We start from the raw sequence: 24,910 nt of genomic DNA on the forward strand, positions 1-24,910 counted from the left end.
GTTATAAACCCTCTAAGTTAGATTTTACAGTATTTTCTATGTACGGAAAAGCAGTGGGTGTACCAGCTATCACATCCGTTCCTTTGGTCAAGTCTTTTGTAAGATGTACCTTTCCACCTGCCTCTTGCAGTATCAGTATGCCTGCACACACATCCCAAGGATTTAGTTCAAACTCTATAAGGCCATCAAATATACCTTCTGCTGTAAAACAAAGGTCTATTGCTGCAGCACCTGGCCTTCTCATAGCTCCCACTTTCTCAAAAAGTTCCTTAAATATATTCCAGTATATGTCAAGGTTTCTTTTTGCTCTTGAGGGAAAACCGTAAGCGATAAAAAAACTTTTTACCTGCACTCTTTTGCTAACCTCTATACTTTTGCCGTTTTTGTAAGCACCGCCACCCTTGTAAGCCCAATAAAGAGTGTCATATAAAGGCATGTATACCGCACCCACTATAGGTTCTTTCCGATAAGTAAGTCCCACGGATACACCAAAGATGGGAAAACCCGCTATGTAATTTTTCGTACCATCAAGAGGGTCTATGTACCAGACATAGTCGCTGTTATCTGTACCTCCTTCTTCTTCTCCCACTACATCGTGGTCTGGAAAGTTTATCTTTATATATTTTCTTATTCTTTCCTCAGAGCTTTTATCCACAAAGCTTACCACATCTTTTTCTGACTTTTCTTGGACATCTTTTTGGGTAAGCTTTCCAAAGTGTTCTTTAAGGATAAGTCCACCTATTAACGCTGATTCTTTGGCAACCTTTAAGAAAGACTCCACTTTATCCATAAGAGTTTAAAGAAAGTATATCACATATCCTATTAAAGCTAAAACACTTCAAGCTGTGGATTTGCAGGAAGAGTTCCGTAGTTTGCACCATGGACTACTACTTTCCTTCCCATCACCTTTACCCTTCCCTCAGATATCCACCTTACCGCCTGAGGTAGCAATCTATGCTCGTAAGAAAGTATGCGCTCTGATAGTGTCTCTTCTGTATCATCAGGAAGCACGGGCACGCAAGCCTGAACTATAACAGGACCGCTGTCCAACTCTTCTGTAACAAAGTGAACGGTACAGCCTGTTATTCTAGAACCGTACTCAAGAGCCTGCCTCTGAGCGGACTTTCCCAAAAAAGCTGGTGTAAGGGAGGGATGGATATTTATTATTTTCATAGGGAAGGCTTTTATAAAGTGTTCAGACAGAATGCGCATAAAACCTGCTAATACCACAAGGTCTACACCACTTAAAGCTTTTATTATCTCCTCTTCAAAGGCTTCCTGCGTTGAAAAGTCTTTTCTCTTTATCACTAAGTACGGTATTTTGTGCCTTTTACACCTCTCTAAAGCGTAAGCTTTTTCCCTGTCGGATATAACTATGTCAATACTGCAAGGTAGTTTTCCTGATTCTATGCCATCTATAAGAGCCTGAAGATTGGAACCTCTGCCAGAAACAAGTACACCCAGTTTCATAAGCAAGCAATAAATCTAACGCAAATGTCTTGAGTTTGTCAAGATACACCTTGTCAGAAGTAGGCAAATAAGGAGGTTATAATAAAGAGAGATGGAGAGGGAGAGGCTACTGCTTGCGATAGGCGGACTTCTTCATGACATAGGCAAGGTCCTCCAAAGGGCTGGCTTTAAAGAGAATAACTACCAAGAGTTTAATTATCAACACGCCAAGCTTTCTTACAACTTCGTAGAAAAAGAGCTAAAGCACAAGCTAAGCTCTGAGGACTACAAAAAGATAATCACAAGCACCTACCATCACAAACCAGAAACACTGGGAGACATACACCCTTACATCTACCGCTTTGCAGACTACTTTGCAAGCTCCGAAAGGAGTCTCAGAACTTTAGAGGAAAAGGTAAAGCTTCTTATGAACGTCTTTTCCGTTGTGGAGCTTGACGGAGAACACAAGAATGTAGAGTGGACCCATTACTACGAGCTAAAGCCCCTTGAGGTGGATTTTGAAACACCAGAAGGCTACAAACTTGTGTATCCTAAAGACTATCAAGAGATAAAAGCGCGCATAGATATAGGTGAGAAGGAAAAGATAGAGAAGGAGATAACAGACAAGTATAAAAATCTACTCTGTGGCTTTAAAAAGGGATTGGATAGTATAGATTTTTCTGACCTTGAGAGGGCTTTTGAGAGGCTCTACCACATCTTTTATAAGTATTTTTGGTGTGTGCCTGCGAGCACTTGGGACCAAGAGAGAAAGGACTCTCATTACCCGGATATCTCTCTCTTTGACCATTCGCGTGTTGTTGCTTGTCTTTCTGCATCTTTTTGGACTGATTACAACATAAAAGTCATAGAGAGTTTAATGGGCAGGGGGTCTGACTTCAAGACCGCAGGTGAGAATTTAAAACTCGTACTCATTGACGGGGACATCACGGGCATCCAAAACTTTCTTTACAACCTTTCTGGCTACAAAGGCTCTGCCAAAAGGCTGAGGGGCAAAAGCTTGTTCCTTGCTATCCTTCCCGAGCTGGTGGGCAGATACCTACTTGGGGAGCTGGGCTATCCAAGGGCAAACCTTTTGTATGCTGGTGGTGGTAAGTTTTGGGCTTTGGTGGGCTACGAGGAAGGTATGGATCAAAAATTAGCAAAGATAGAGCAAAACGTAGAAGAGGCTCTCATAAGGAAGTACAATGGTGCTCTGGGATTTGTATTGACCCATCACGAATTTAACGCCAACATGCTCAGGATACAAGAAGAAAGCGGTGCTTATGCATCAAACTTTAGAGAGGTGGTAAAGAGTCTCTATGAGAAAGTAGAAGAGAAGAAAAAGAGAAAGTTCTACAGAGTAATAGAGAGGTTTGAGGAGCTTGCTAACCAAGACTGGCAAAAGCCGGAAGGGAAAGTCATCTGTCCATCTTGCAGGAGTGTGTTAATAAAAGAAGGCTACGATAAGGAGGGGAATCAATTAGTATGCCATGCGTGTAAAGAGTTTGAGACCTTGGGAGCAAAGTCAGTAAAGGCAGATTACCTACTTCTTACCAAAGACCCAGAAGAAGCGGATCTCTGGATAGAACCCATAGGTGGCATCGCCTTTTTAAAAGACAAAAAACATAACACAGAGGGCTTTTTGTATGCCATCAACAACACGAAAAATATTGAGGATGTGGATGGCTTTAGGTTCTTAGCAAGGACGGTGCCAACCGATGAAGAGAATAACGTTCTTGACCTTGAGAGCCTCGTGGAAGATGCGGAGAGTGGGTATGAGCTCTTGGGATTTGCTCGTGCAGATGTGGATAATCTGGGCTACATCTTTGCCTGCGGTCTAAAGAAGGACTATTCCATCTCAAGAGTGGCAACATTAAGCAGAAACTTGGAACTCTTTTTCTCTGGCGTGGTAAATGCCATAATAAGGGAGAGATTTCAAAAAAGCATATACACAGTTTATTCGGGTGGAGATGACCTTTTCTTGATAGGCTACTGGGAGGATAGCCTAAGTGCGATGTGTGCTATAAGGCAGGAGTTCAAGCTTTATACAGAAGGTGAGGCAAGCTCAAGGGGCAGGTTTGACCTTTCTGCGGGTATATATCTGGCTGGTCCCAAGTATCCGGTAAGGCTGGGTGCAGAAGGTGCAGGAAAGGAGGAGGACAAAGCAAAGGAGAAAAAGCCTGCGGTAGCGGTGCTATCTGAGGTTCTAACATGGGATCAGTTGGAAGAAGCCCTTGACAAGTTAGGTGAAAAGAATTACGAAAAGTTAAACCGTAGCTTTGTGTATAAAATCTATAACCTTTTAAAGCAACACTCCAAAAGAGGCGTGCTTGACATGCGTTTTTATCCACTACTTTACTACTTTACCTACAGGAACTTGGAAGAAAGTAAGGCAAAGGAATTCATTAAGCTTATTTTGGACGAAGATTATCAGATAGACTTAGAGCAAGCACGCTTTATGCTAAAGTACATACTTATGAAGACTCGTCAGAAAGGAAGTAATAAGGCAGTTAATAAAAATACAGGAGGTTAGATATGCAACACCAGAGGGGACAGTATCATCAAGAAGAGCAAGACCCTGCAGTAGAATTGGAGAACTTTTTGAAAAGCAGAGACCTTAAGGACCTGCATGACAAAGACATCTTCCATCCTAAAGGATACGGAAAAAGGTTAGCAAAAAATCTCAACATAGGAGCTGTACAACTTAGGCGCATATACCAAGAGTTTAAGAACCTGCGCGACATTGCGAAAAAAAGAGATATTGAGGCGGTGGCACCAAGGCTTTACATGTTGTATGCTCTTGTAGAGTATCAAGCTCAAAGAGGAATAATAAATGACAGATTCAAAGAGTTAATTCACAAAATACTTGATAACATAGAGAAGCACATAAGCAAGAATAAAGAAACTGCAAAGGAAAACCTCAACAGAGCTTATGAACTTATGATGTCCATAGTAGCTTACTCTAAAAAGGAAAGAGGAGGCTAAACATGTTTAGTTATAGGGGGTCTGTGATCATCACTTATCACCTGAAGGCTCTTACGGGCTTGAGGGTGGGTGGCTCTGTGGAAAACTTTGAGATAGGTGGTCTTGACAGCCCAGTGATAAAGACAACCGCACCCATACCCAAGTTTTACCAAGATGGCACGGACATGCCAGAAGGCACACCTTACATACCCGGATCTTCTATAAAGGGCAAGATGAGAAGCTCTCTTGAGTGGCTTTTAGGAAATGTGGATAAGATGCTTGAGAACAAGAAAAAGATACTTGAAGAAAGAGGTAAGCCTGAAGAGAAAAACAAAAAGTACATAGAAAACGCTGGCAAACCCTGCGATTGTGGAAGATGTAGTGTGTGTATAGTCTTTGGTACAGGAGATCAAAATACCATACAAAATATAGCAGGAGAAAACCCAAAAGAGCTTCCTGGACCGCCAAGGCTCAAGGTTTTTGATGCCTACCTGACAAAAGAGAGCTTAGAAGTCTTGCAGGAGATCACCCAAGGCTTGCTAACTGAGATAAAGACAGAAAACCAGATAAACAGGATCACATCAAGGGCACATCCACGTAAAGTGGAGCGCGTGCCTGCTGGTGCCATCTTTGAGGGTAAGATGGTTTTTGAGCTGTATAAAGAGGGAGATGAGGACCGCCTAAATCTGGTATTTACAGGCATGAGGGCATTGGAAGATAGCTACCTTGGAGGTTATGGCTCAAGGGGTTCTGGAAGGGTTAAGTTTGAAAACATAAGGCTGATATACAGACCAAAGGCATACTACCTTGGAATAGCTCAGGAGAATGAGATAGGAAAGTTTGGCTCTCTTGCGGATATAAAAGACCAAGAGATCATAAAAGAGCTTGAGGAAATCACAGGAAAGCCTAAAAATGCTGGTTGAAGTTGCCTTTAAGCCTAAGGGTCTTGTGGGCAGTCCTATAAGGTCTTTTACTCTGTTTGGGGCTATCTGCTGGGGTATAAAGTATCTATATTCAGAAGAAAAGCTTTCGGACACGCTTTCTGAGTTCAAAAAGGGTAAGCCACCCTTTTTGGTATCTTCTCCTGTGTATGAGGTAGGAGGCACGCTATACTTTCCTAAGCCACAGATGAAGTTGGGAGGTAAAGATTACTGCGAAGGAACAAAGGAAAATTACTCTAAGCTAAAGAAGTTAAAAAAGGCGTCCTTGGTTGATGAGGAGACCTTTAGAGGGTTTTTGGAAGGCAGAATAAAAACACTTGCAGACATAAAGATTACAAAAACGCAAGGCATACCCATAAAAAAACTGCTCATACCTCATGCAAGCATAAACAGGATCACAAACACCACAACAGGAGGAGAGTATTACACAGAAGAGGCTTATCATGTCAATACCTTTAAGGTTTTTATAAGGTTCTTTGATACATCCTACACAGAGCCTGTTTTGTCCGCTCTTAGGTTTGTTCCCATTGGAAAGAATAAAAGCACAGGCTTTGGACACTTTGAGGTAGAAGCAAAAGAGCTAAAAGAACATTGGATAGAAGAATACCTTCAACCTGAGAGCGATAATATGGTGCTTATTTCTGAAAGCTTTTACGATCCTAACTTTGACCTTGAACGCAGTCTTTATGACACTTTTGTTTATACTGGAGCGGTGGAGAACTACTATGAGAGAATGACAAGGTTTTTGTGGAAAAAGAGAATGCTCTACCTGAGTGCTGGAAGTGTGATGCATGTAAAACAGAGGAAGTATTATTACGGCTCTTTAAAGGTAGCACTACAAGATAACCAAAGGACCATATACCAGTATGGCTTTGCCTTTGGGCTTTTTGTGAGGGAAGGCAATGGTACAGCTTGAGCTTTTGTCCCCAGTGCATATAGGTGATGGAGAGAGGCTAACAGGTTTTGACTTTGTAAAAGAGGGACCTTATCTAAAAGTCTATTTCTTTGACAGAGTTATTCAAGTCATTGAAAGAGAACCAAGAAATCTAAGAGAGAAAATCTTTATTTCAATAAAGACCAAATCTACAGAGCGCTCCTTCCTTGAGAGCCTGTTTAGAGATGATCCGCATCTCAAGAGCAAGATAGAGCCTGTATATACAGTAAGAATTAACGGAAAGCCCCAAAGCTTGCAGATAGAGAGCTTTATAAAGAGCATGTATAAGCCCTACATACCCGGTAGCGAGATAAAGGGAGCTATCAGACATCTCTTTCTGGTTGGTGTGTTGATGGAAGATGAAGAGTTAAGGAAGGAGCTTATAGAAGCTTTACAGAAAGGACACATAAAGGACGCAGAAGAAATATTAGAGAAAAATGTTTTCTATCCAAGGAACGTACAAAAAAGAAATGCTCAGCAAGACCTTTTTAAAGCCTTTGTGGTTTCTGATAGCGAACCCATAGACCCAAGCCATCTACAGGTAGAAGTGCCAGAGCTTGTAGGTTCAGATGAGAAAATTTATCCTTGCGAAGCTCTAAAAGAGGGCACGGTAGTGAATTTCAGGGAGTATATAGACCAAAAAATACTGCCTCATTTTAGCAATTTTGGGAGCTACAGGTTTCTTGATTACATAAAGCCTGAGAACTTCTACAAAAAGCTAAAGGAGTTCTCACAGAAGTTTTACGGAGATTTATTAGATGAGGAAATAAAGTTTTTCAAGAGAAAGGGAAAACACCAAACGGTTCTGCATTTGGAAAACATAAAGAAAAGACTTAATGATGGGATACTCTTGAGACTTGGAAAGCACGAGGGTTATCTGAGCACTACTGTTATGCTTTTGGTAAAGAGAGAAGACCCAAAGCTTTTTGAGAAGGTCTTTAGGCAAACTCAATCCAAAGTAAGAAACGAGGTCAATAAGACCAGAAGAATAACGCAAGATGGCAAGACTTTTGGATGGGCTCTTTTGAAGGTGTAAGATGCCAGCAATACTGAGGCTAAAGTTTAAGCTTTCAGAACCCATAAGCAACCCAACACCTTCTGAAGTGCATGGCATTTATCTTAGACTTCTGCCAGAAGAGATCACAGGCAGGATACACGACCTTAAGAAAAAACCCTTTTCCCTTTGGATACTTTCCGCAGATAGCCAAAGCTTGGAACTAAGATTGGGAGTGTTAGACGATGAGCTTATACCCATTATCTTTTACGAATACTACACGCAGGAAAAAGACCTATACCTAAGGTCCGCAAAGGTCATGACCATAAAACCATACGGTATAAAACAGGAGAAGGCAAGAACCTACGAAGAACTCTTAAACACAAAACCTTTAAAAAACATCTGCCTTGAGTTTCTCAAACCCACTTCCTTTAGGCGCTACAGGTGGGACTACATCTTACCCAACCCTGTGCTCATATTCAAAAACCTACTGACCAGATGGAACAGCTTTTCTAAGCACCAACTAAACATAAAGAACTTGGAGGAAGAGTTAGCCAAAAAAGTAGGCATAAAGGCACTGGAACTTCATTCCACAAACCACACAATAGGAAGCAACATAACCTTTAGGGGCTTTTTGGGTATAGTGTGCTACACCACAGAAGACCCAGAGCTTGCCAAAACCCTCTCTGTGCTTGCACGCTTTGCAGAGTATGCAGGAGTAGGACAAAAAACCACCATGGACATGGGTATGGTAAAGTTGCACCGTATGTAAAAATGTGTTATACTTTTAGAAAACTGAGGGGTCATATGATCCCTTGTTATATTGGCAACTGAATAAGGTTTAGGTTTGTAAGATTATAGGAGCACTATAGCTTTAATACCTTCATCAAAACACTTTGGCATTTTGATGTTTTGATGAGGTACTTTTGGAATGGTTGGGTTTGAATGCTTAGAAATGGCACTTTTTTAGCCCATTTTTGGGAACTGAAAATTTCCGAAAATTAACTTCATTTAAAGAGGGTAGCCCATTGACAAAAAGCTTAAGAGAGAATAAGATCAAACATATAAGGATTTGGGGTTTTTAGCCCACCGTGTGGGATTGAGACACTTGTGCGGGTGTGGGTTCTATACGGACGGGAGTATTGTGTTTTTAGCCCACCGTGTGGGATTGAGACATAACTGTTATCAATGATGTAGTGGTTCTTTCTTGAGGTTTTTAGCCCACCGTGTGGGATTGAGACCGCTGTCTTTCCTAAACAATGCCTTGCGGGTATATCGGTTTTTAGCCCACCGTGTGGGATTGAGACGGAGCAAGCAAAACTTGTTCGCCTTCGCTAGAAACAAGTTTTTAGCCCACCGTGTGGGATTGAGACTGAGATCAACCCCTCGTATGGAGAGGTTTCAGCGGCGATCTTAATGTTTTTAGCCCACTGTGTGGGATTGAGACGTGCTCGGAGAGTACTTGTATATTTTGATCTCGTTCGTTGCAAGTTTTTAGCCCACCGTGTGGGATTGAGACAAAGAGTTCATGAAGTCTAAGACAAAGAGTTTAAAGCTGTTTTTAGCCCACTGTGTGGGATTGAGACCATGATTCGTCTGTTGCTTCTTCAAAGAATAGCCACTGCGTTTTTAGCCCACTGTGTGGGATTGAGACATCCTTAACTAAGATGCACTCTCCAGACGGGAAAAGGTTGTTTTTAGCCCACTGTGTGGGATTTGGATACCTTTTGAATTGAAAGGACAAGGAAAGTTTGAATTATGATAAAATACCTTTTATGGCTGTCAGAATAGATATAAACAGCATACAAAGGGATATGTTTATTGAACATGCAGGTCAGCCTTATAGGGTTATTGACTACGAGCATGTGAAACCCGGCAAGGGTCAGGCTTTTGTCAGGATAAAAGCCAAAAACATGCAGACAGGAAATGTGATAGAACTAACCTATAAGTCCTCTGATACCATTGAGCTTGCGGATTTTGAACAGGTCTTTGCAGAATACTCTTACAATGACGGTAGCAATTACTACTTTATAAGTCAGCAAACTTACGAAATGATACCCATTCCCGCAGAAAACATAAAAGAAGAGATAAAGTTTCTAAAAGAAGGTATGACAGTGGTTGTATTTCTTTACAAAGGACAACCTGTAGGTATAGAACTGCCCAAACATGTAGAACTAAAAGTTATTGAAACAGAGCCAGCTTTTAAGGGAGATACTGCAGCAGGAGGAACAAAGCCAGCAAAATTGGAAACAGGTGCAGTGGTTCAAGTGCCCTTCTTTATTAACGAAGGGGACATTATAAAGGTGGATACAAGGAAGGGTGTGTATGTAGAAAGGGTCAAGTAATGGACAAAGAGTTTATAAAGGAACTCATAAGCTTAATCAAAGGTAGCGACATAAAGACTCTAAGCATAGAAACCCAAGACCTAAAGCTACACATAGAAACATATCACAAAGATCACCCATTGAAAACAGAACCTCAAAAAGAGCCAAAACACATAGAGATTCTTCCACCATCGGAAAAATCTGAGGAAGAAAAACACCTGCATGTGATAAAAAGCCCTCTTGTTGGCACTTTTTACAGGTCTCCATCTCCGGGTGCACCACCTTTTGTGGAAGTTGGGGACATAGTATCTCCCGGACAGATACTTTGCATAATAGAGGCTCTAAAGGTGATGAACGAGATAGAAAGCGATGTGCGTGGAAGGATAGTAAAGATATTAGTTGAAAACGGAGAAACTGTAGAGTATGGACAGCCTTTATTTTTAATAGATACGAGCGTGTAAAATGGAAGAAAAGAGTGTTAGCCTTTTACTATCTTCTGAAGAGGACACTTTTATAGCGCAAACCTCTGAGGGAAGCATAAAAGTGGGTCATCATGGTTATAAACCTATGGAACTTCTTCTTGTTGCCTTAGCAGGTTGTTCTGGTGTTGATGTATCAAGCATTCTTAGGAAGAAAAGACAGAAAGTAAAGAGCATAAAGATAGACGCTATAGGCAAAAGGAGAGACGAGTTTCCAAGGGTGTATGAAAGTATAAAGCTCATATACACCGTTGTAGGGGAGAACATAGACAAAAAGGCGGTAGAATCTGCAGTGAAGTTATCCATAGATAAGTACTGTAGTGTGTATGCCATGCTAAGCAAAGCGGTTTCCATCGATGTGGAGATACAAGTATGGGAAGAGAAAGAATAGTAGAAAAATTTAGCAAAGGTGAAAAGGTGCTTGTGTGCTACCTTATGGCGGGATATCCCGATTATGAGACATCCCTTGAAGCCTTTAGGACTGTTCTCAAAGCAGGTGCGGACTTTCTTGAGATAGGTTTTCCTTTCTCTGACCCTATCGCGGATGGGATTACCATACAGATGGCCCACGAAGAGGCTCTAAAGAGAGGCACAAGGTTAAAGCACGTTTTGAGCATAAGCTCTACACTCAGAGGCGAATTCCCAGACATACCCTTTTTCCTTATGACTTATTACAACCCTGTGTTTAAGGTAGGTCTTGAAAGGTTCTGTGAGCTTGCCAAAGACAGCGGTATAGACGGCTTTATAGTGCCAGACCTTCCACCAGAAGAGTGTTGGGAATTAAAAAGATACACTCAAAAATTTGGACTATCTTTGGTGCTTCTTGCTTCACCCACAAGCTCAGAAAGAAGGTTAAAGCTCATATGCGAACACACAGATGACATGACTTATTTTGTCTCCATTACAGGAACTACCGGTGCCAGAGAAAAACTTCCCATAGAGAGGCTAAAACTAGACATAGAGAGATACAGAAAAAACTGTGATAAACCTGTAGTGGTTGGATTTGGTGTTTCCAACGGAGAACAGGCAAGAGCGATAGGAGATTTCTCAGAGGGTGTTGTGGTAGGAAGCGCCTTAGTAAAGCTTGCGGGTGAAAGAAAGCTTCAAGAGCTTTCCCAAAAGGTGCAGGAGTTAAAATCATCGTTAAAATTGTGTCTAAAACCTTAGATAAATAAAAGTCTTGAATTAACATACTCTTTTTGAGATCTTATAAACCATGAAGACTTCACTCAAAGTAGAGGGTATGACCTGTGTAAACTGCGCAAGGACCATAGAAATAAACCTTAAAAGACTCAAAGGTGTAAAGTCAGTGGAAGTTTCTTTTGAATTGGGAAGGGTTCAGGTGGAGTTTGACGAAGAGCTTCTTTCGGTAGAGAACATAAAGGAAGCTATAGAATCCCTTGGTTATAGGGTGTCAAAAGGCACTGAAGAAAGGAATAAAGACCTTTTTATACTTTTGTTTTGCATCTTTATAAGCTTGTTTTTTATACCACTTATGTTTTTCCATAATGTCCGTGTGGAATTTGTCCTTGCATCGTTGGTGCAAATTATAGGTGGGTACAGCTTTTACAAGTCCGCTTACAGGTCCCTGATCTCTGGTGTGGGGAATATGGATCTTTTGGTAGCTCTTGGAAGCACTGGAGCGTATCTGTATAGTGTGCTAACTATGCTGAAGGTGCTTGAAGGATCGCCCTTTTTTGAGACCTCCGTATTTCTTATAACCTTTGTGAGATTAGGAAAGTATTTGGAAGAGAGAGCAAAGGAAAGAGCGGTAAAATCTTTAAAAGAGCTTTTCGGAATTCAAACCAGCAAGGTAAGACTGCTAAGAAAGGATGGAAAAGAAGAAGAAAAAAATGTTCAAGAGGTGTTCATAGGAGACATTATCCTTCTTAGGACAGGCGACCTTGTACCTCTTGATGTTTATGTACTTGAAGGAAAGGTTGAGGTGGATGAATCTGTAATTACAGGAGAGAGTAAACCCGTCCTAAAGACAGCAGGACAGCGTATATTTTCAGGAAGTCTGATAATTAACGGTTATGCCAAAGCCAAGGTGGAAAAAACCCTTGCAGGCAGTTATGTATCTTTGCTTATAAAACTTGTTGAGGATGCTTTAAAGCAAAAACCCAAGATACACAGGATAGCTGACAGAGTTGCCCACTATTTTGTCCAGGTTGTGGTAATTATTTCTCTGCTTGTGTTTACCTTGTGGTATCTAAGCACAGGGGATCTACAAAAAAGTGTTAGCTTTGCCCTTTCAGTGCTTGTGATCTCTTGTCCGTGTGCCTTTGGCATAGCGGTTCCGTTAGTTCTAACGGTGGGTCTTTTGAGAGCCTACAGAAAGGGTCTGTTAGTAAAAAATCCTTCGGTGCTTGAAAGAATAAAAGACATAGATGTGCTTCTTCTTGACAAAACGGGTACACTCACAGAGAGCATTCCAAAAGTAGTAAAGGCAGTTTTTCACACAGAAGATGCTTTAGACCTGGCTTTTTCAGTAGCTAATGCTTCTAACCATCCTCGTGCAAAAGCTATAAGAGACTACTGCGAGCAAATGAAAGCAAAAACCGTTAGTTTACAAGACTGCACAGAAGTGCCGGGGGAAGGTATTTACTGTGGGGATTATTACTTAGGCAATCCTTCAGCGCTTGGTATGAATCATAAAAACTCTATCACTGTTTTGACTAAGGGAAAGGAAATTATCGGAGAGTTTCATCTTGAGGAAAGGATCAGAAGTGATGTAAAGGACACACTCAACTATTTGAAAAATAGAGGTATAAAGCTTGTGATGATCACGGGTGATGCGCAAGAGAATGCCAGACGTATAGCCAACGCTCTTGGTATAGAGGAGTTTTACGCGGAGGTAAAGCCAGAGGATAAACTCGCTGTGCTTGAAAAGTATCAGAGCATGGGACACAGAGTAGGTATGGTGGGAGATGGGATAAATGATGCTCCAGCTATGGCAAAAGCACATGTTTCTTTTGCAGTAGGTTCCGGAACGGACATAGCCAAAAGAGTGTGTGATGTGGTGATCCTTTCAGGTTTGCAAGGCATCAAAGACCTTTTTGAAATGGCAGATGTTGTCAGCAGACGCATAAAGCAAAACCTCTTTTGGGCATTTTTCTACAACGCTCTTGGTATACCAGTTGCAGGAGGTCTATTTTCCTCTTATGGAGTGGTGCTAAAACCAGAAATAGCTGGACTTATGATGGTTCTCTCTTCTTTGAGCGTAGTCATAAACTCCATAAGAAAGTGAAATTTTCTGTTATAATCTTATAAAACAGGAGGAAAGGTATGGCAGTCAGAATAAGGCTTACGCGATTTGGAAGAACTCACCACCCCATTTATAGGATAGTGGTTATGGATGCAAAAAGTCCCAGAGAAGGCAAGTATATAGACATATTGGGAACTTACGACCCTATAAACAAACGGTTGGAAGTTAAAGAGGATAAAGTAAAAGATTGGCTGTCCAAAGGTGCGCAGGTCACAGACCGCGCCAAAAGTCTTCTCAAAAGTGCAAAAATACTCTAAGACAAGGAGGTAGGAACATGAGCCAGCTCAGAGACATCGTAGAGATTACCGCCAAGTCCTTGGTGGACAATCCGGAGCATGTGAATGTGGTGGAAATTGAAGGAGAGAAAACTGTAGTTATTGAACTCAGGGTTGACCAAAAAGACCTTGGCAAGGTTATAGGAAAGCAAGGAAGGATAGCAAGGTCTTTAAGGACTATCCTTTCAGCCATGGGCAGAAAAATTAACAAAAGGGTGGTCCTTGAGATATTAGAATAACGGTCCGTAGCTCAACTGGATAGAGCGTGGGACTACGGATCCCAAGGTTGCGGGTTCGACTCCCGCCGGACCGGTGTTAAGATTAATTAACGGAGGTGTATCATGAAAAAGCTGGTCTTAGCAGTAGGTCTGGCTGGAATCGTATACGCACAGCCCAAGATAGAAATCAAAAATGCATGGGTAAGGGAAGTGCCACCAGTATCAAGCATGAGCGCCGCTTACATGATAATAGAAAACAAAGGAGACCAGCCGGACAAACTTCTATCCGCATCCACAAGCATAGCTAAGGTGGTGGAGATTCATAAAACTGTTGGTGGCAAAATGAGGAGAGTAAAAGCTTTGGAGATACCACCTGGTAAGAGCGTAGAGCTAAAACCTGGAGGCTACCATCTTATGCTCATAAACTTAGTGCAAAAGCCCAAAGAAGGACAAAAGGTAGAGCTAACCCTTAAGTTTGAAAAGTCAGGAGAAGTAAAGGTTCAAGCGGACGTGAAAAAATCGGAAGAAAAAGGACACGAAGGGCACCACCACCATTAACGCTGTACGTATAGGACTATACCCAAACCTATTAGCGCAGTTATAACACCCGTTATAAGTATCATGCCCCATCCCATGGGATAGTGGGAGGAAGCTCCCATAAAGAGTAGCATAGGGTAAGAAAGGGTGAAGTTTATTCTTGAGAAAAGCAATGCCCTTTTGCCCCAACTTGGGTCAGGTTTTTCTCCTTTAACGGTTGCCTGTATGATCCTTTTCTGATTTGGCCAGATAAATAACCAAACATTTAACATCATAATTATGCCCAATATTCCACCCACAAGTATAGTTTTTGCTGAATCCGATTGTACAACATCACCAACGGACCAATACTTTATGTAGATAAGCATAAGACCCACCAAAACGGTTACTACTGATGCGTATCTAAACCACGCAAGAGCCAAAGGCATGAGTTTGGGTATGTGTGCCGGTCTTTCTTCTGGTTTTGTTATCTTTATGTAAGGTGTGTTTACAAGAGTAAAGAAGAAGAGCATGCCTACCCAAATGGTGCCCGCAATAAAATGCACCCATCTTAAGAAGAGTTCTAGCTCTGGCATGTTCGCATCTCCTTTTTTATATTTTCAAGATGATCGCTCTCATAAAATTATCCCTGCAAAATAGTTAATATAATATAGAAAGAAAAACTCTAACAAGGAGGTGAAGCAATGGCTATCCACAAGCTACAACCAAAGGATCACCTTAAACCTTCAGACCTCAGGGGGATATCCAACGAGCAGATAGAGCCTCACTTTGAAGCCCATTACAAGGGCTATGTAGCTAAATACAACGAAATTCAAGAAAAGCTTGCGGACAAAAGTTTCTCCGACAGAAGCAAGGCAAATCAGAACTACTCCGAATACAGGGAGCTCAAAGTAGAGGAAACTTTCAATTACATGGGTGTTGTCCTTCACGAGCTCTATTTTGGACACCTGAAACCTCAAGGACAACCTTCTGAAGCTTTAAAAAGGAAGGTAGAGGAAGACTTTGGTTCTTGGGATGCCTGCATTCAGGAGATAAAGGCTGCAGGTATAGCCTTCAGAGGGTGGGCAATTCTTGGTCTTGACATCTTTTCAGGTAGGCTTGTGGTGAACGGACTTGACGCTCACAATGTTTATAACTACACAGGGCTTATACCCATAATAGTGCTTGACACATACGAACACGCTTACTATGTGGACCAAAAGAACAAAAGACCTCCGTATATAGATGCCTTCCTTGAAAGCCTAAATTGGGATGTTATCAACGAAAGGTTTGAAAAGGCTATGAAGGCTTACGAAGTATTAAAAGATTTTATAAAGTGAGCCTCTTTTGGGGCTCTTCATTTTTTACAAAAAGTACCACATTTGCCTTTTTTACAAAGTCCTTCTTTAGATCATCTTCTTTGTAAACCTCTGCAACCACCATACCTTTTCTTAGAAGCCTCATACGCAACTTCTCAGCTACCCTTCTGTCGTTAACTTTTAAAACCTTCATGGGATATATAGTAGGGAATAAAAGTTAAGATTTTATGAACACAAGCTTATGCGTGTATAATTTAAAAATTATGGTAGGATGGCTAATTAAAAAGATTATAGGAACAAAGAACGAGAGAGAGGTAAAGAGGCTCAGGCGGTATGTGAGGCAGATCTCTGAGAAAGAGAAAGAGCTGGACTCTCTTACCAACAGAGAGATTATAGAGCTTTCTAAAGAACTGCATCTGAAGGTTTCTACCGATGAGCATCTGCGCGAGAGGATAATAAATGGTGAGATCACCGATGAAGTGATCTTAGGCTTTGCGCTTGTAAGAGAAGCGGGAAAAAGAACTATAGGGCTTAGGTTCTTTGATGTTCAGTTGATAGGTGGTCTTGTACTTCATCAGGGTAAGATAGCGGAGATGAAAACGGGAGAGGGGAAAACCTTAGTAGCCACTTCTGCTGTTTATATAAACGCTCTTACTGACAAAGGAGTGCATGTGGTCACGGTCAATGACTATCTTGCAAGAAGGGACGCTCAGTGGATGGGTCCCATATACAAGTTCTTAGGGCTTGATGTGGGAGTCATAAACTCTGACTACTCTTCTTATAAGGTAGAGTGGGTAAGCGAAGAGTTGGTTCAAGAAGCAATAGAGAAGGACCTTCGCGTTTGGCCAAAGGGATACTTTGAGGAGGTTCTTCCTTCTGAGCTCATAGATATGACTGCTAAAAAGGCTTTTCTTACTAAGTTAGAACCCTGCGAAAGAAGAGAAGCATACCAAGCTCACGCAACTTACGGAACCAACAACGAGTTTGGTTTTGACTACTTGCGGGATAACATGGCCATATCCCTTGATGATATAGTGCAGGTAAAAGGGCATAACTTTGCCATTGTGGACGAGGTAGACTCCATACTCATAGACGAGGCACGCACCCCCCTTATCATATCAGGACCTTCTCAGATGGATACTTCCGCATACTACAGAGCGGATCAGGTGGTAAGAAAGCTAAAAAAGGATGAGGACTTTATTGTAGATGAAAAGAACAGGACGGTAATTTTGACGGAACAGGGCATAAGAAAGTCGGAAGAACTTTTGGGCGTTGATAATCTCTACGATGTGAAAAACATAGACTTACTTCATGCGCTAAACCAAGCTCTAAGAGCTCATCATTTGTTTAAGAGAGATGTTCATTACATAGTCCGGGACGGAGAGGTGCTTATAGTGGATGAGTTCACAGGCAGGGTTCTGCCGGGCAGAAGATGGTCCGATGGATTGCATCAGGCTATTGAAGTAAAAGAGGGAGTTCCCATACAGCAGGAAAACCAGACACTGGCAAGCATAACCTTCCAGAACTACTTTAAGCTCTACAAGAAACTTTCTGGTATGACGGGCACTGCAGAAACAGAAGCTCTTGAGTTTAAAGAGATATACGGTCTTGATGTGGTAGTTATTCCAACGCATAAACCTGTCAAAAGACATGACCACCCTGACATGGTTTACAAAACCAAAAAGGAAAAGTGGCAAGCGGTTATAAATTACATAAAGGAGGAACATCAAAAGGGAAGACCCATTTTGGTAGGTACTGTGTCCATAGAGGACTCTGAGCATCTCTCTGAACTGTTAAAAAAGGAAGGCATACCTCACAATGTGCTCAACGCCAAGCATCACGAAAGAGAAGCGGAGATCATAGCGCAAGCGGGTAGGCTCAATGCGGTCACCATATCTACCAACATGGCAGGAAGAGGTACAGACATACTTCTTGGTGGAAATCCAGAGTATCTTGCAAAAGAAATACTTGCCAAAAGAGGGAAAACACCAGAGACTGCCACACAGGAAGAGTGGAAGCAAGCCTTAGAGGAAGCCTACAAGATAACTCAAGAAGAGAAGGAGAAGGTACTGCAGTTAGGTGGACTGCTGGTTATCGGTACAGAAAGACACGAATCGCGCAGGATAGATAACCAGCTTAGGGGAAGGGCAGGAAGGCAGGGAGACCCAGGAGAAACCAGGTTCATACTCTCTCTTGAAGATGACCTTATGCGTATTTTTGGTGGAGACAGAGTAAAGAAGATGATGGAATTTCTCAAAATACCCGAAGGAGAACCCATAGAAAGCAGGATGGTGACCAAAGCCATAGAAAACGCACAGAAAAGAGTTGAAGCCCAAAACTTCCAGATAAGGAAGAGACTTCTTGAGTACGACAATGTGATGAATACCCAGAGGCTTACTGTATACAGTATAAGAAGGGATATACTGGAAGGCAAGTATCTCAAAGAGTATGTGGAAGAATTTATAAGGGATGTGCTTGAGGAAAAAGTGCACCAACTGCTTCCTGAAGAAGAACCAGAACTGTGGGAAACTAAGCCTCTTGAGGATTACCTCAAAGAACTAACGGGAAGGGACATAAAACTTCCACCCGCAAGGGACAAAGAAGAACTCATAGAAAAACTCACAAATACGGTAAAACAAATATACGCGGAAAAAGAAGAAACCTTAGGCAAAGAGCTTATCTCTGAAATAACCAGGATAGTTTTACTCAATAACCTAGACCACCTGTGGAGAGAGCACCTTCATGTTCTTGATAGGCTAAGAGAGGGCATTTACCTGAGGGGATACGCTTCCAGAGATCCTCTCATAGAATACAAAAAGGAGGCTTTTTACCTCTTTGAGAACATGATGTTTAAATTTAAGGAAAGCTCCATATCAGACCTTCTTAAGGTTGAAGTAAAGTCTCAGGAGGAACTAAAGCAGGAGGTACAAAGAGAAGAAGAGCAGGCAGAGAAACTTCTAAAACAGGCAGTCTTTAGTGGTGTGGAAGGTAAAGCAGACCAAAAAGGTCCCAGAAGGAAAACGCTAAAGGAAAGACTGCAATCAAAGAGAAGGAGATAAGTTCAAAAGTTCAAATACTCTCCTATTCTTTATATCCTGCCTTCTTTCCCAGACTATATTTTGCAGTTCCCATGTGTCTATGTAAAGCTCGTATCTGCTCACAGACAGGTTGTAATTTCTGACAAACTCAAGAACCTCCAAGAGTTCTTCTTCTGAAGCTTTAAGCACTGATCTTTTTATGTATAAACTGAGTTCCCTTGCCAAATGCTCGTCCTTTACATCCAGAGAAAGTTTTTCTGCCTTAGTGAGCACATCCTTTATCTTCTCAAGGGGAGAATCTTCCTTTAGAAGGACAAGCAGTTGAGACTTTAAAAAGAGCGTGAGCCTTTCCCTTATGTACTGAGCGGTGTGAAACTTTAGAGACTTTGAGTGTTGAACTAAGTCCTCCAAAAGAAACTCGTAATCTTTTAGAAACTCGCTTTCTTCCTTTATGTAGTCCATAGCCCACTTTTCAAAAACTTCCTTGGCGTAGAGGGAAGGTAGGGATGAGGCGGAGAAATCTTTTAACTGCTCCTCAAAGAGGAACTCTTCTTCAGTTTCTGTATCTACAAGCCTAACCGTGTTTTCCTGTAGTACCTGAAAGTTCCACTTTCCTAAGCTATCGGTAGAATTTTTCAGTTCTGATAGGTGCAGTACAAGGGCACATTTGGAAATATCCTGTGGAGAATACAACCTTGGAAGTACAAGGTTTTTCCATACACCAAGCCCATTACCGTAAGCCTGTATGTTGCTGGGAGCATACTCTAAATGTCTCAGGAGCAATTTTTCTGAAATGGGATCTTCCACCAAGTCTATGGCTCTTTTGGCAAAGAGGAGGTTGTTAACAGTCTCAATACCTGATATCTCCGCAAAGAACCAACCGTCAGAAGAAAAAGACAGCTGAATGTATTTTACAGCGTTTAATAGCTTTAGTGCCTTTATCCTTTCCTCTTTGCTGAACTTTTTCTTTGCGTATTTTGCAAAGTATTCATCCTTTGAACCACCCAGTATAACATCAATGAATCCCAAAATGGCTTTGGGCACATCGGAGAAATACTCTTCCAGTTGGTTATAGACTATCTCTTTTATCCTTGAGCGAACAGCTTCTAAGCCTTCCCTAAGAGGTTTCCTCCACTTTTGATGCCAACCCTCCATCCCTCCACTACTACACCCACAATCGCTTCTCCATCTTTCTATGCCGTGTGGACAGCTCCAAGATGTGTTGAAGTTTATGTCTGTAGAGAGTTTAGGTATTTTTTCTCTATAGAAAGCTTCAAGAGTGGTGAAATTTGAAGATTGGGTAAACATATAAGCGAGTCCCATCTCACCAAACTTTTTGTGATGTCCAAAGGTCTCTCCATCTACAGCTATGAGGGTTAGGTCTTTCCTTGACTTTAGCAGTTCAAGAAGGTGTTTTGCATCGCTTAAAAGCTCGCCAAAGGCTACACCCTGAGAGAGCTCTCCATCATAAACAAATATGTCCATATGACCTTCCTGCAAGTAGTATCTTAAAAAGCTACCCTTTGTCTTTACCTGATGGGGTGCAAGGATAATGTACTTTACTCCGTATTTTATGAGTATCTGCAAGGTTTCTTTATCCACTGCAAGCTCAGGAAGCCAAAAACCGTTGGGTTTTCTGCCAAAGAACTCTTCAAAGGCTCTTATACCCCAGAAGATCTGTATTTCCTTATCTTCCTGAGGATCTAAGGGTAATATAGTGTGATTGAAAGATGTGGCTATGGCGTTTTCAGAACCCTCTTTTATCTTCTTTAAAATCTCAGGGTGATGCTTTTCTATCCAGTCAATAAGCGTCCAGCCCATATTAAAGCTCATCTTTGAGTAGTTGTTTACTGTTTCTTTTACCTCTCCCTCTGATAGATAATGAGCGTAAGCGTTGGGAAGATAGCACTCTCTGTAGATGCGTTCGTTCCAGTTATCATAAGGATAGGCAGTATCTTCAAGCATTATCTCCCCTATATAAGGGTTGGTCCTGTAGGGTTGGTAAAAGTGTCCGTGAATGACAAAAGTGTTCATTGTTCTAAAAATGCACCCATGCTTCCAAACTTTTCTATTCTTTCTCTTAGTATCTCTTCAGCGCTTTTTGAGACAAGCTCTCTTATACATTTTCTTAAGAAATACTTGAGTACTCTTGCACTTCTGACAGGGTCTATGTGAGATGCACCTAAGGGTTCAGGTACAATGTAGTCTATCACACCGAGCTTTAGCAGATCTTGAGCAGTTAGCTTTAGAGCTGAAGATGCTTCTTTTACCTTGGACTGATCCTTCCAAAGTATGGCTGCACAACCTTCAGGCGAAATAACGGAATAGATGGCGTTTTCAAACATGAGCACCCTGTTGGCAACAGCCAAAGCGAGTGCACCACCGGAACCTCCCTCACCTATAATTACTGCTATGGAAGGCACTTTTAGGTATCCAAAAGTGTAAAGACTTTCCGCTATAGCTTCCGACTGTCCCCTTTCTTCTGCACCTATTCCCGGATAGGCTCCAGGTGTATCCACAAAGGTGATCACGGGCATTAGGTACTTTTCCGCAAGTTTGGCAACCCTTATGGCCTTCCTATAGCCTTCCGGATGAGGCATACCGAAGTTTCTTTCCATTTTTTCCTTTGTGCTTTTTCCCTTTTCGTGTCCTATTACCGCAACGGGCATGCCTTCAAAGTAAGCAAAGCCAGCGACAATGGACTTGTCATCTCCAAAGCATCTATCACCATGCAATTCAATAAAGTCTTTGAAGATCATATTTATGTAATCCAAAGTGTGGGGTCTTTGTGAATGACGAGCCAAGAGTACCCTATCCCAGGGATCAAGCTTTTTGTAAAGTTCCTTAGCTTTCTTTCTTAACTCTCTCTGAAGTTTTCTAAGTTCCTCTTCCTTCTCTCTGTTTCCCAATTTGTAGATACGTTTTAACTGATCAACCTTCTGGTAAAGTTCCAAATAGTCTTTTTCAAACTCAAGGATCATGATTTAAGATTATATCTAAATATTTTCTGCTATAATAATAGGCATGGAAAGAACACTCATAATCATAAAGCCCGATGCCTTCCAAAAGGGAGCAACGGGAAAAATAATAGACAGGTTCATAGAGGAAGGTTTTAGGATACTTGCCATGAAGCTTTTTAGGTTTAGCAAAGAGCAAGCGGAGAAGTTTTACATAGTTCATAAAGACAGACCCTTTTACAGTGAGCTTGTGGAGTTTATGACATCAGGACCTGTTGTTGCCTGCGTTCTTGAAGGTGAGAATGCTATAAAGAGGGTGAGAGACATTATAGGACCCACGGATAGCGAGGAGGCAAGAAGGGTTGCACCTTCCTCTATAAGAGCTCTCTTTGGTACGGACAAGGGGAAAAACGCTATTCACGCTTCGGATTCAAAAGAGTCTGCAGATTACGAGATACCTTTTATATTTTCCCGTCTTGAACTAGTTGAATGATCTTCTCTGCTATCTTCTGAGGCGCTGTATGTGCGCTCACCTGAATGTGAGCCTGTAAGTACTTTTGTCTTCTCTGTTCATACAAAGCTTTAAGCTCTTTTAGACTTTTCCTTAGCATAGGCCTGTTGTTATTTCCTAAACACCTTTGCATAAAGTTATCAAAACTCACATCAAGCCATACCACTAAGCCTTTTTCTTTCATGATCTGCATGGCTTGTTGGTTAGCGCCGAGACCTCCCCCCGTGCTTATCACCACCTTCTTTTCTAATGATAACCTTTTGAGAACTCTTAGCTCCACATCTCTAAAGTATTCTTCGCCTTTCTTTTCAAAGATCTCTTCTATACTCATGCCTTCCTCTTTATACACCTCCTCATCTGTGTCATAAAAATGCCACTGAAGCTTTTCCGCCAGGATTCTACCCACGGTGGTTTTACCGCTACACATAAAACCTATAAGGAATATCCTTTCAAACTTCATGTCTAACGAACAGTAAATTAAGGAGAGAGAGGAAACTCCCTAAAATTATAAAAGCAGAAAGCTGTTTGGGTCTTAAGCCTTTCACCAAATTCATATGAACTACGAAAGCGTAGTATATCCACAGAAGCAGTGTAAATACTAGCTTTGGGTCGTTTATCCAATGTTTACCAAAGTGTATCCTTGTCCAGAAACTTCCAAAGATGAGCGTAAGGGTAAAAAAGACAAAGGCCAGGTTTATCATAAGCCTCTCTGAAAACCTAAGAAGATTTATGGGTAATGAAAAGGTGGGCATGTCTTTGTGCTTTAGTTTTTTCTCCAGCAAAAGTCTAAAGAAACTTGCTAAACCTCCAAAGAAGGCGCATGTATAAGCAAATAAGGCGGAAAGTGTGTGTAAAGAATAAAGAGGATTTCTGTATGGAGATGGTTCTGAAGGCAGCGCAAGTAAGTCAGACAAGAACCCAAAAAAGGAAAATACTGCAGAAAGTCTGAGCAGTTGAGGATTTTTTAAGGAAAATACTATAAGGGCAAGTATCATTGTGTTTCCAAGAAGGCCTATAAACCCGTAAATATTAGCAAAGGGAAAGCTACCTAATTTAAAACCCATGTGAAACACATAGGCAAAGTAAAACAAGAGTGCAAAAAGCATAGAAAAAAAGATAGTTCTGTTAGGTAGTTTACCACGGTAAGAAAAAAGTAGTGCTATAAAAAAAGACAAAAGGTAAAAACCCATGCTAATTACCAGCATCTTATATAGTTTAAGATATATGAAAGTTTTGGGATTGGATTTGGCAGGAAGTCCAAAAAGAAAAACTGGCGTTGCTTATTTGGAAAACAATAAGGTTAAAGTAGGTATCATTTATGAAGATGAGCACATTTTAAAGCTATCTGAAAACTTTGATCTTGTTATGATAGACGCACCGCTGAGTCTTCCAGAAGGTAGAAAAAGTATAGAGGATAGAGGACCCCACTTTAGAGAGTGTGATATAAAACTACGCACATTTGGTATAAGGTTTTTCCCAATTACTCTTGGACCTATGAGAATGTTAACTACAAGAGCATTGAAAATTAAGGGTATTTTGGAAGCTAAGGGTATAAAAGTTTTTGAGACTTTTCCGGGTGCCCTTTACGATATTTTTGGCGTAAGGAGGAAGGATAAGGAAGCTATAAAAAACCTCTACAAATCCATTGGTTTTACCTTGGAAGATAGAGAATACTACCAAGATGAGCTTGATGCATTGGCTTGTCTTCTTTCAGGGATTCGCTATTTGTCCTGCAAGGCTATGATATTTGATGGGAAGGACGGTGTTATAGTGATTTGAGCAGAGTTTTAGGTTAAAACACCTAAAACTTTATCTACATCTTCCACCTTCTCTACATGTAGTACTCTCACATGAGGAACAGTTTGTTGTACGAGCTTTGAAAGGACATTTTTGGGACCTATTTCCACAAAGGTATCTACACCTTCCTGAACCATGTATTGAACGCTCTGATACCACTTGACCGGTGAGAATATCTGCCTGTAAAGGTTTTCTCGTATTTCATGAGCCATGGTGTGTGCCAAAGCGGTGTAGTTTTGTACTAAAGGTATGCTTATATTCTTTATGGGTGTCTGAGCGAGTTTTAGCCTAAAAGCGTCAGCTGCTGGCTTCATAAGAGAACAGTGTGAAGGTACAGAAACCTTCAAAGACACTACCTTACCCCCCATATCTTTGGCTATCTGGCTTGCCTTTTCCACTGCAGGTTTTTCGCCTGATATGACTGTCTGTTCAGGTGAGTTATAGTTGGCAGGTTCTACTATCCCCTCATCGCTGGCAAGCTTGCAGGCTTCTTCTACCTTTTCTGGTGGAAGCTTGAGAACAGCTACCATAGCTCCCTTTCCTTCTGGGACAGTTTCCTGCATGTACTTGCCCCTAAGATGTGCAAGCCTTACCGCCTCAAAGAGCTCCACACCCCCTGCTACACATAAAGCTGTGTATTCACCAAGAGAGTGCCCTGCTACAAAGCTCGGTTCTGGAAAGCCCTTAGCCTTAAGCACTGCGTATATGGCAAGGCTTGTAGTAAGTATTGCAGGTTGTGTGTTGATAGTTTTGTTAAGTTCTTCTTCCGGACCCTTAAAGATCACATCTGTTAGGTTGTATCTAAGCGCAGTTTCTGCACTATGAAATACATCTGCTGCCTCGGAAAACTCCTTATAAAAGTCATATCCCATTCCCACATACTGAGATCCCTGTCCTGGGAATATGTAAGCTATCTTGCTCATGTT

27 protein-coding genes, 1 tRNA gene and 1 CRISPR repeat array are annotated in these 24,910 nt (G+C 41.4%); of the genes, 19 read left to right on the forward strand and 9 right to left on the reverse strand.

Annotated elements, in window-relative coordinates:
• Position 1 precedes the first annotated feature (1 nt).
• The gene (locus CP948_RS04770) at positions 2-790 is read right to left on the reverse strand and encodes an inositol monophosphatase family protein (protein WP_096601840.1); all 789 of its coding nucleotides are present in this window, start codon (positions 788-790) and stop codon (positions 2-4) included.
• Positions 791-828: 38 nt separating this feature from the next.
• Positions 829-1,470: a phosphoribosylglycinamide formyltransferase gene (gene purN / locus CP948_RS04775; RefSeq protein WP_096601843.1), complete on the reverse strand. Its 642-nt coding sequence runs from the start codon at positions 1,468-1,470 to the stop codon at positions 829-831.
• A gap of 91 nt (positions 1,471-1,561) precedes the next feature.
• Between purN and cas10 the strand changes: the two genes are divergently transcribed.
• From cas10 to CP948_RS04850, 15 genes are all read left to right on the forward strand, one after another.
• On the forward strand, positions 1,562-3,982 hold the full coding sequence (cas10, locus tag CP948_RS04780) for a type III-A CRISPR-associated protein Cas10/Csm1 (protein ID WP_096601846.1): 2,421 nt from the start codon (positions 1,562-1,564) through the stop codon (positions 3,980-3,982).
• Positions 3,983-3,984: 2 nt separating this feature from the next.
• Positions 3,985-4,434, forward strand: coding sequence for a type III-A CRISPR-associated protein Csm2 (gene csm2 / locus CP948_RS04785; RefSeq protein ID WP_096601848.1), 450 nt, complete (start codon positions 3,985-3,987; stop codon positions 4,432-4,434).
• A 2-nt stretch (positions 4,435-4,436) separates the two neighbouring features.
• On the forward strand, positions 4,437-5,336 hold the full coding sequence (gene csm3, locus CP948_RS04790) for a type III-A CRISPR-associated RAMP protein Csm3 (RefSeq protein ID WP_096601850.1): 900 nt from the start codon (positions 4,437-4,439) through the stop codon (positions 5,334-5,336).
• On the forward strand, positions 5,326-6,270 hold the full coding sequence (gene csm4, locus CP948_RS04795) for a type III-A CRISPR-associated RAMP protein Csm4 (RefSeq protein ID WP_096601852.1): 945 nt from the start codon (positions 5,326-5,328) through the stop codon (positions 6,268-6,270). The genes csm3 and csm4 overlap by 11 nt, the downstream gene beginning before the upstream one ends.
• Positions 6,257-7,324, forward strand: coding sequence for a type III-A CRISPR-associated RAMP protein Csm5 (gene csm5, locus CP948_RS04800; protein ID WP_096601855.1), 1,068 nt, complete (start codon positions 6,257-6,259; stop codon positions 7,322-7,324). Before csm4 ends, csm5 begins: the two co-directional genes overlap by 14 nt.
• A 1-nt stretch (position 7,325) precedes the next feature.
• Entirely contained in the window at positions 7,326-8,054 is a 729-nt protein-coding gene (gene cas6, locus CP948_RS04805) for a CRISPR system precrRNA processing endoribonuclease RAMP protein Cas6 (protein ID WP_096601858.1), read from the forward strand.
• 305 nt (positions 8,055-8,359) lie between these two features.
• Positions 8,360-9,004: direct repeats of the CRISPR family, unit length 29 nt; unit sequence GTTTTTAGCCCACCGTGTGGGATTGAGAC.
• A gap of 53 nt (positions 9,005-9,057) precedes the next feature.
• Positions 9,058-9,627 carry an elongation factor P gene (gene efp, locus CP948_RS04810; protein WP_096601861.1) on the forward strand — a complete coding sequence of 190 codons (570 nt, stop codon included), beginning with the start codon at positions 9,058-9,060 and terminating at the stop codon, positions 9,625-9,627.
• Positions 9,627-10,067 (forward strand): acetyl-CoA carboxylase biotin carboxyl carrier protein, encoded by a 441-nt coding sequence (accB, locus tag CP948_RS04815; RefSeq protein WP_096601864.1) that lies wholly within the window; start codon positions 9,627-9,629, stop codon positions 10,065-10,067. The genes efp and accB overlap by 1 nt, the downstream gene beginning before the upstream one ends.
• A 1-nt stretch (position 10,068) precedes the next feature.
• Positions 10,069-10,476, forward strand: a complete 408-nt coding sequence (locus tag CP948_RS04820; RefSeq protein ID WP_096601867.1) for an OsmC family protein — start codon at positions 10,069-10,071, stop codon at positions 10,474-10,476.
• The gene (trpA, locus tag CP948_RS04825; RefSeq protein ID WP_096601869.1) at positions 10,458-11,252 is read left to right on the forward strand and encodes a tryptophan synthase subunit alpha; all 795 of its coding nucleotides are present in this window, start codon (positions 10,458-10,460) and stop codon (positions 11,250-11,252) included. Before CP948_RS04820 ends, trpA begins: the two co-directional genes overlap by 19 nt.
• Positions 11,253-11,301: 49 nt before the next feature.
• Positions 11,302-13,335, forward strand: a complete 2,034-nt coding sequence (locus CP948_RS04830; RefSeq protein ID WP_096601872.1) for a heavy metal translocating P-type ATPase — start codon at positions 11,302-11,304, stop codon at positions 13,333-13,335.
• A 38-nt stretch (positions 13,336-13,373) separates the two neighbouring features.
• Positions 13,374-13,610, forward strand: a complete 237-nt coding sequence (gene rpsP / locus CP948_RS04835) for a 30S ribosomal protein S16 (RefSeq protein WP_096601875.1) — start codon at positions 13,374-13,376, stop codon at positions 13,608-13,610.
• 17 nt (positions 13,611-13,627) lie between these two features.
• Positions 13,628-13,867 carry a KH domain-containing protein gene (locus tag CP948_RS04840; RefSeq protein ID WP_096601878.1) on the forward strand — a complete coding sequence of 80 codons (240 nt, stop codon included), beginning with the start codon at positions 13,628-13,630 and terminating at the stop codon, positions 13,865-13,867.
• Positions 13,868-13,941 (forward strand) — tRNA-Arg (locus CP948_RS04845). It begins immediately after the preceding gene.
• A gap of 28 nt (positions 13,942-13,969) precedes the next feature.
• Positions 13,970-14,404, forward strand: coding sequence for a copper chaperone PCu(A)C (locus tag CP948_RS04850; RefSeq protein ID WP_096601881.1), 435 nt, complete (start codon positions 13,970-13,972; stop codon positions 14,402-14,404).
• Here the strand turns inward: CP948_RS04850 and CP948_RS04855 are convergent.
• Positions 14,401-14,958, reverse strand: a complete 558-nt coding sequence (locus CP948_RS04855; protein WP_096601884.1) for a urate hydroxylase PuuD — start codon at positions 14,956-14,958, stop codon at positions 14,401-14,403. The genes CP948_RS04850 and CP948_RS04855 overlap by 4 nt on opposite strands.
• 108 nt (positions 14,959-15,066) lie before the next feature.
• Here CP948_RS04855 and CP948_RS04860 point away from each other — a divergent pair, with 108 nt between their 5' ends.
• Positions 15,067-15,702 (forward strand): superoxide dismutase, encoded by a 636-nt coding sequence (locus CP948_RS04860; RefSeq protein WP_096601887.1) that lies wholly within the window; start codon positions 15,067-15,069, stop codon positions 15,700-15,702.
• Here the strand turns inward: CP948_RS04860 and CP948_RS09005 are convergent.
• Positions 15,692-15,826, reverse strand: a complete 135-nt coding sequence (locus CP948_RS09005; RefSeq protein ID WP_274536693.1) for a hypothetical protein — start codon at positions 15,824-15,826, stop codon at positions 15,692-15,694. The genes CP948_RS04860 and CP948_RS09005 overlap by 11 nt on opposite strands.
• A gap of 118 nt (positions 15,827-15,944) precedes the next feature.
• Here CP948_RS09005 and secA point away from each other — a divergent pair, with 118 nt between their 5' ends.
• Positions 15,945-18,740, forward strand: a complete 2,796-nt coding sequence (gene secA / locus CP948_RS04870; RefSeq protein WP_096601893.1) for a preprotein translocase subunit SecA — start codon at positions 15,945-15,947, stop codon at positions 18,738-18,740.
• On the opposite strand, the gene CP948_RS04875 is transcribed toward secA, so the two are convergent.
• A complete protein-coding gene (locus CP948_RS04875) occupies positions 18,723-20,753 on the reverse strand; it encodes a DUF3536 domain-containing protein (protein WP_096601896.1) in 2,031 nt (676 codons plus the stop codon). The two genes, secA and CP948_RS04875, sit on opposite strands and share 18 nt — an antisense overlap.
• Positions 20,750-21,700 carry an acetyl-CoA carboxylase carboxyltransferase subunit alpha gene (locus CP948_RS04880; RefSeq protein ID WP_096601899.1) on the reverse strand — a complete coding sequence of 317 codons (951 nt, stop codon included), beginning with the start codon at positions 21,698-21,700 and terminating at the stop codon, positions 20,750-20,752. The genes CP948_RS04875 and CP948_RS04880 overlap by 4 nt, the downstream gene beginning before the upstream one ends.
• A gap of 43 nt (positions 21,701-21,743) precedes the next feature.
• Between CP948_RS04880 and ndk the strand changes: the two genes are divergently transcribed.
• Positions 21,744-22,169, forward strand: coding sequence for a nucleoside-diphosphate kinase (gene ndk, locus CP948_RS04885; protein WP_180764090.1), 426 nt, complete (start codon positions 21,744-21,746; stop codon positions 22,167-22,169).
• Here the strand turns inward: ndk and CP948_RS04890 are convergent.
• Both CP948_RS04890 and ccsA read right to left on the reverse strand, forming a co-directional pair.
• On the reverse strand, positions 22,138-22,647 hold the full coding sequence (locus CP948_RS04890; protein WP_096601905.1) for a shikimate kinase: 510 nt from the start codon (positions 22,645-22,647) through the stop codon (positions 22,138-22,140). The two genes, ndk and CP948_RS04890, sit on opposite strands and share 32 nt — an antisense overlap.
• Complete coding sequence (gene ccsA / locus CP948_RS04895) at positions 22,637-23,392, reverse strand: cytochrome c biogenesis protein CcsA (protein WP_096601908.1); 756 nt, start codon at positions 23,390-23,392, stop codon at positions 22,637-22,639. Before ccsA ends, CP948_RS04890 begins: the two co-directional genes overlap by 11 nt.
• A gap of 19 nt (positions 23,393-23,411) precedes the next feature.
• Here ccsA and CP948_RS04900 point away from each other — a divergent pair, with 19 nt between their 5' ends.
• The gene (locus CP948_RS04900; RefSeq protein ID WP_096602021.1) at positions 23,412-23,966 is read left to right on the forward strand and encodes a DUF429 domain-containing protein; all 555 of its coding nucleotides are present in this window, start codon (positions 23,412-23,414) and stop codon (positions 23,964-23,966) included.
• 8 nt (positions 23,967-23,974) lie between these two features.
• On the opposite strand, the gene fabD is transcribed toward CP948_RS04900, so the two are convergent.
• Positions 23,975-24,907 carry an ACP S-malonyltransferase gene (gene fabD, locus CP948_RS04905; RefSeq protein WP_096601911.1) on the reverse strand — a complete coding sequence of 311 codons (933 nt, stop codon included), beginning with the start codon at positions 24,905-24,907 and terminating at the stop codon, positions 23,975-23,977.
• Between the last annotated feature and the right edge of the window lie 3 nt (positions 24,908-24,910).

Origin of the sequence: Hydrogenobacter hydrogenophilus, from assembly GCF_900215655.1 — a bacterium.
GTDB classification, from domain to species: domain Bacteria; phylum Aquificota; class Aquificia; order Aquificales; family Aquificaceae; genus Hydrogenobacter; species Hydrogenobacter hydrogenophilus.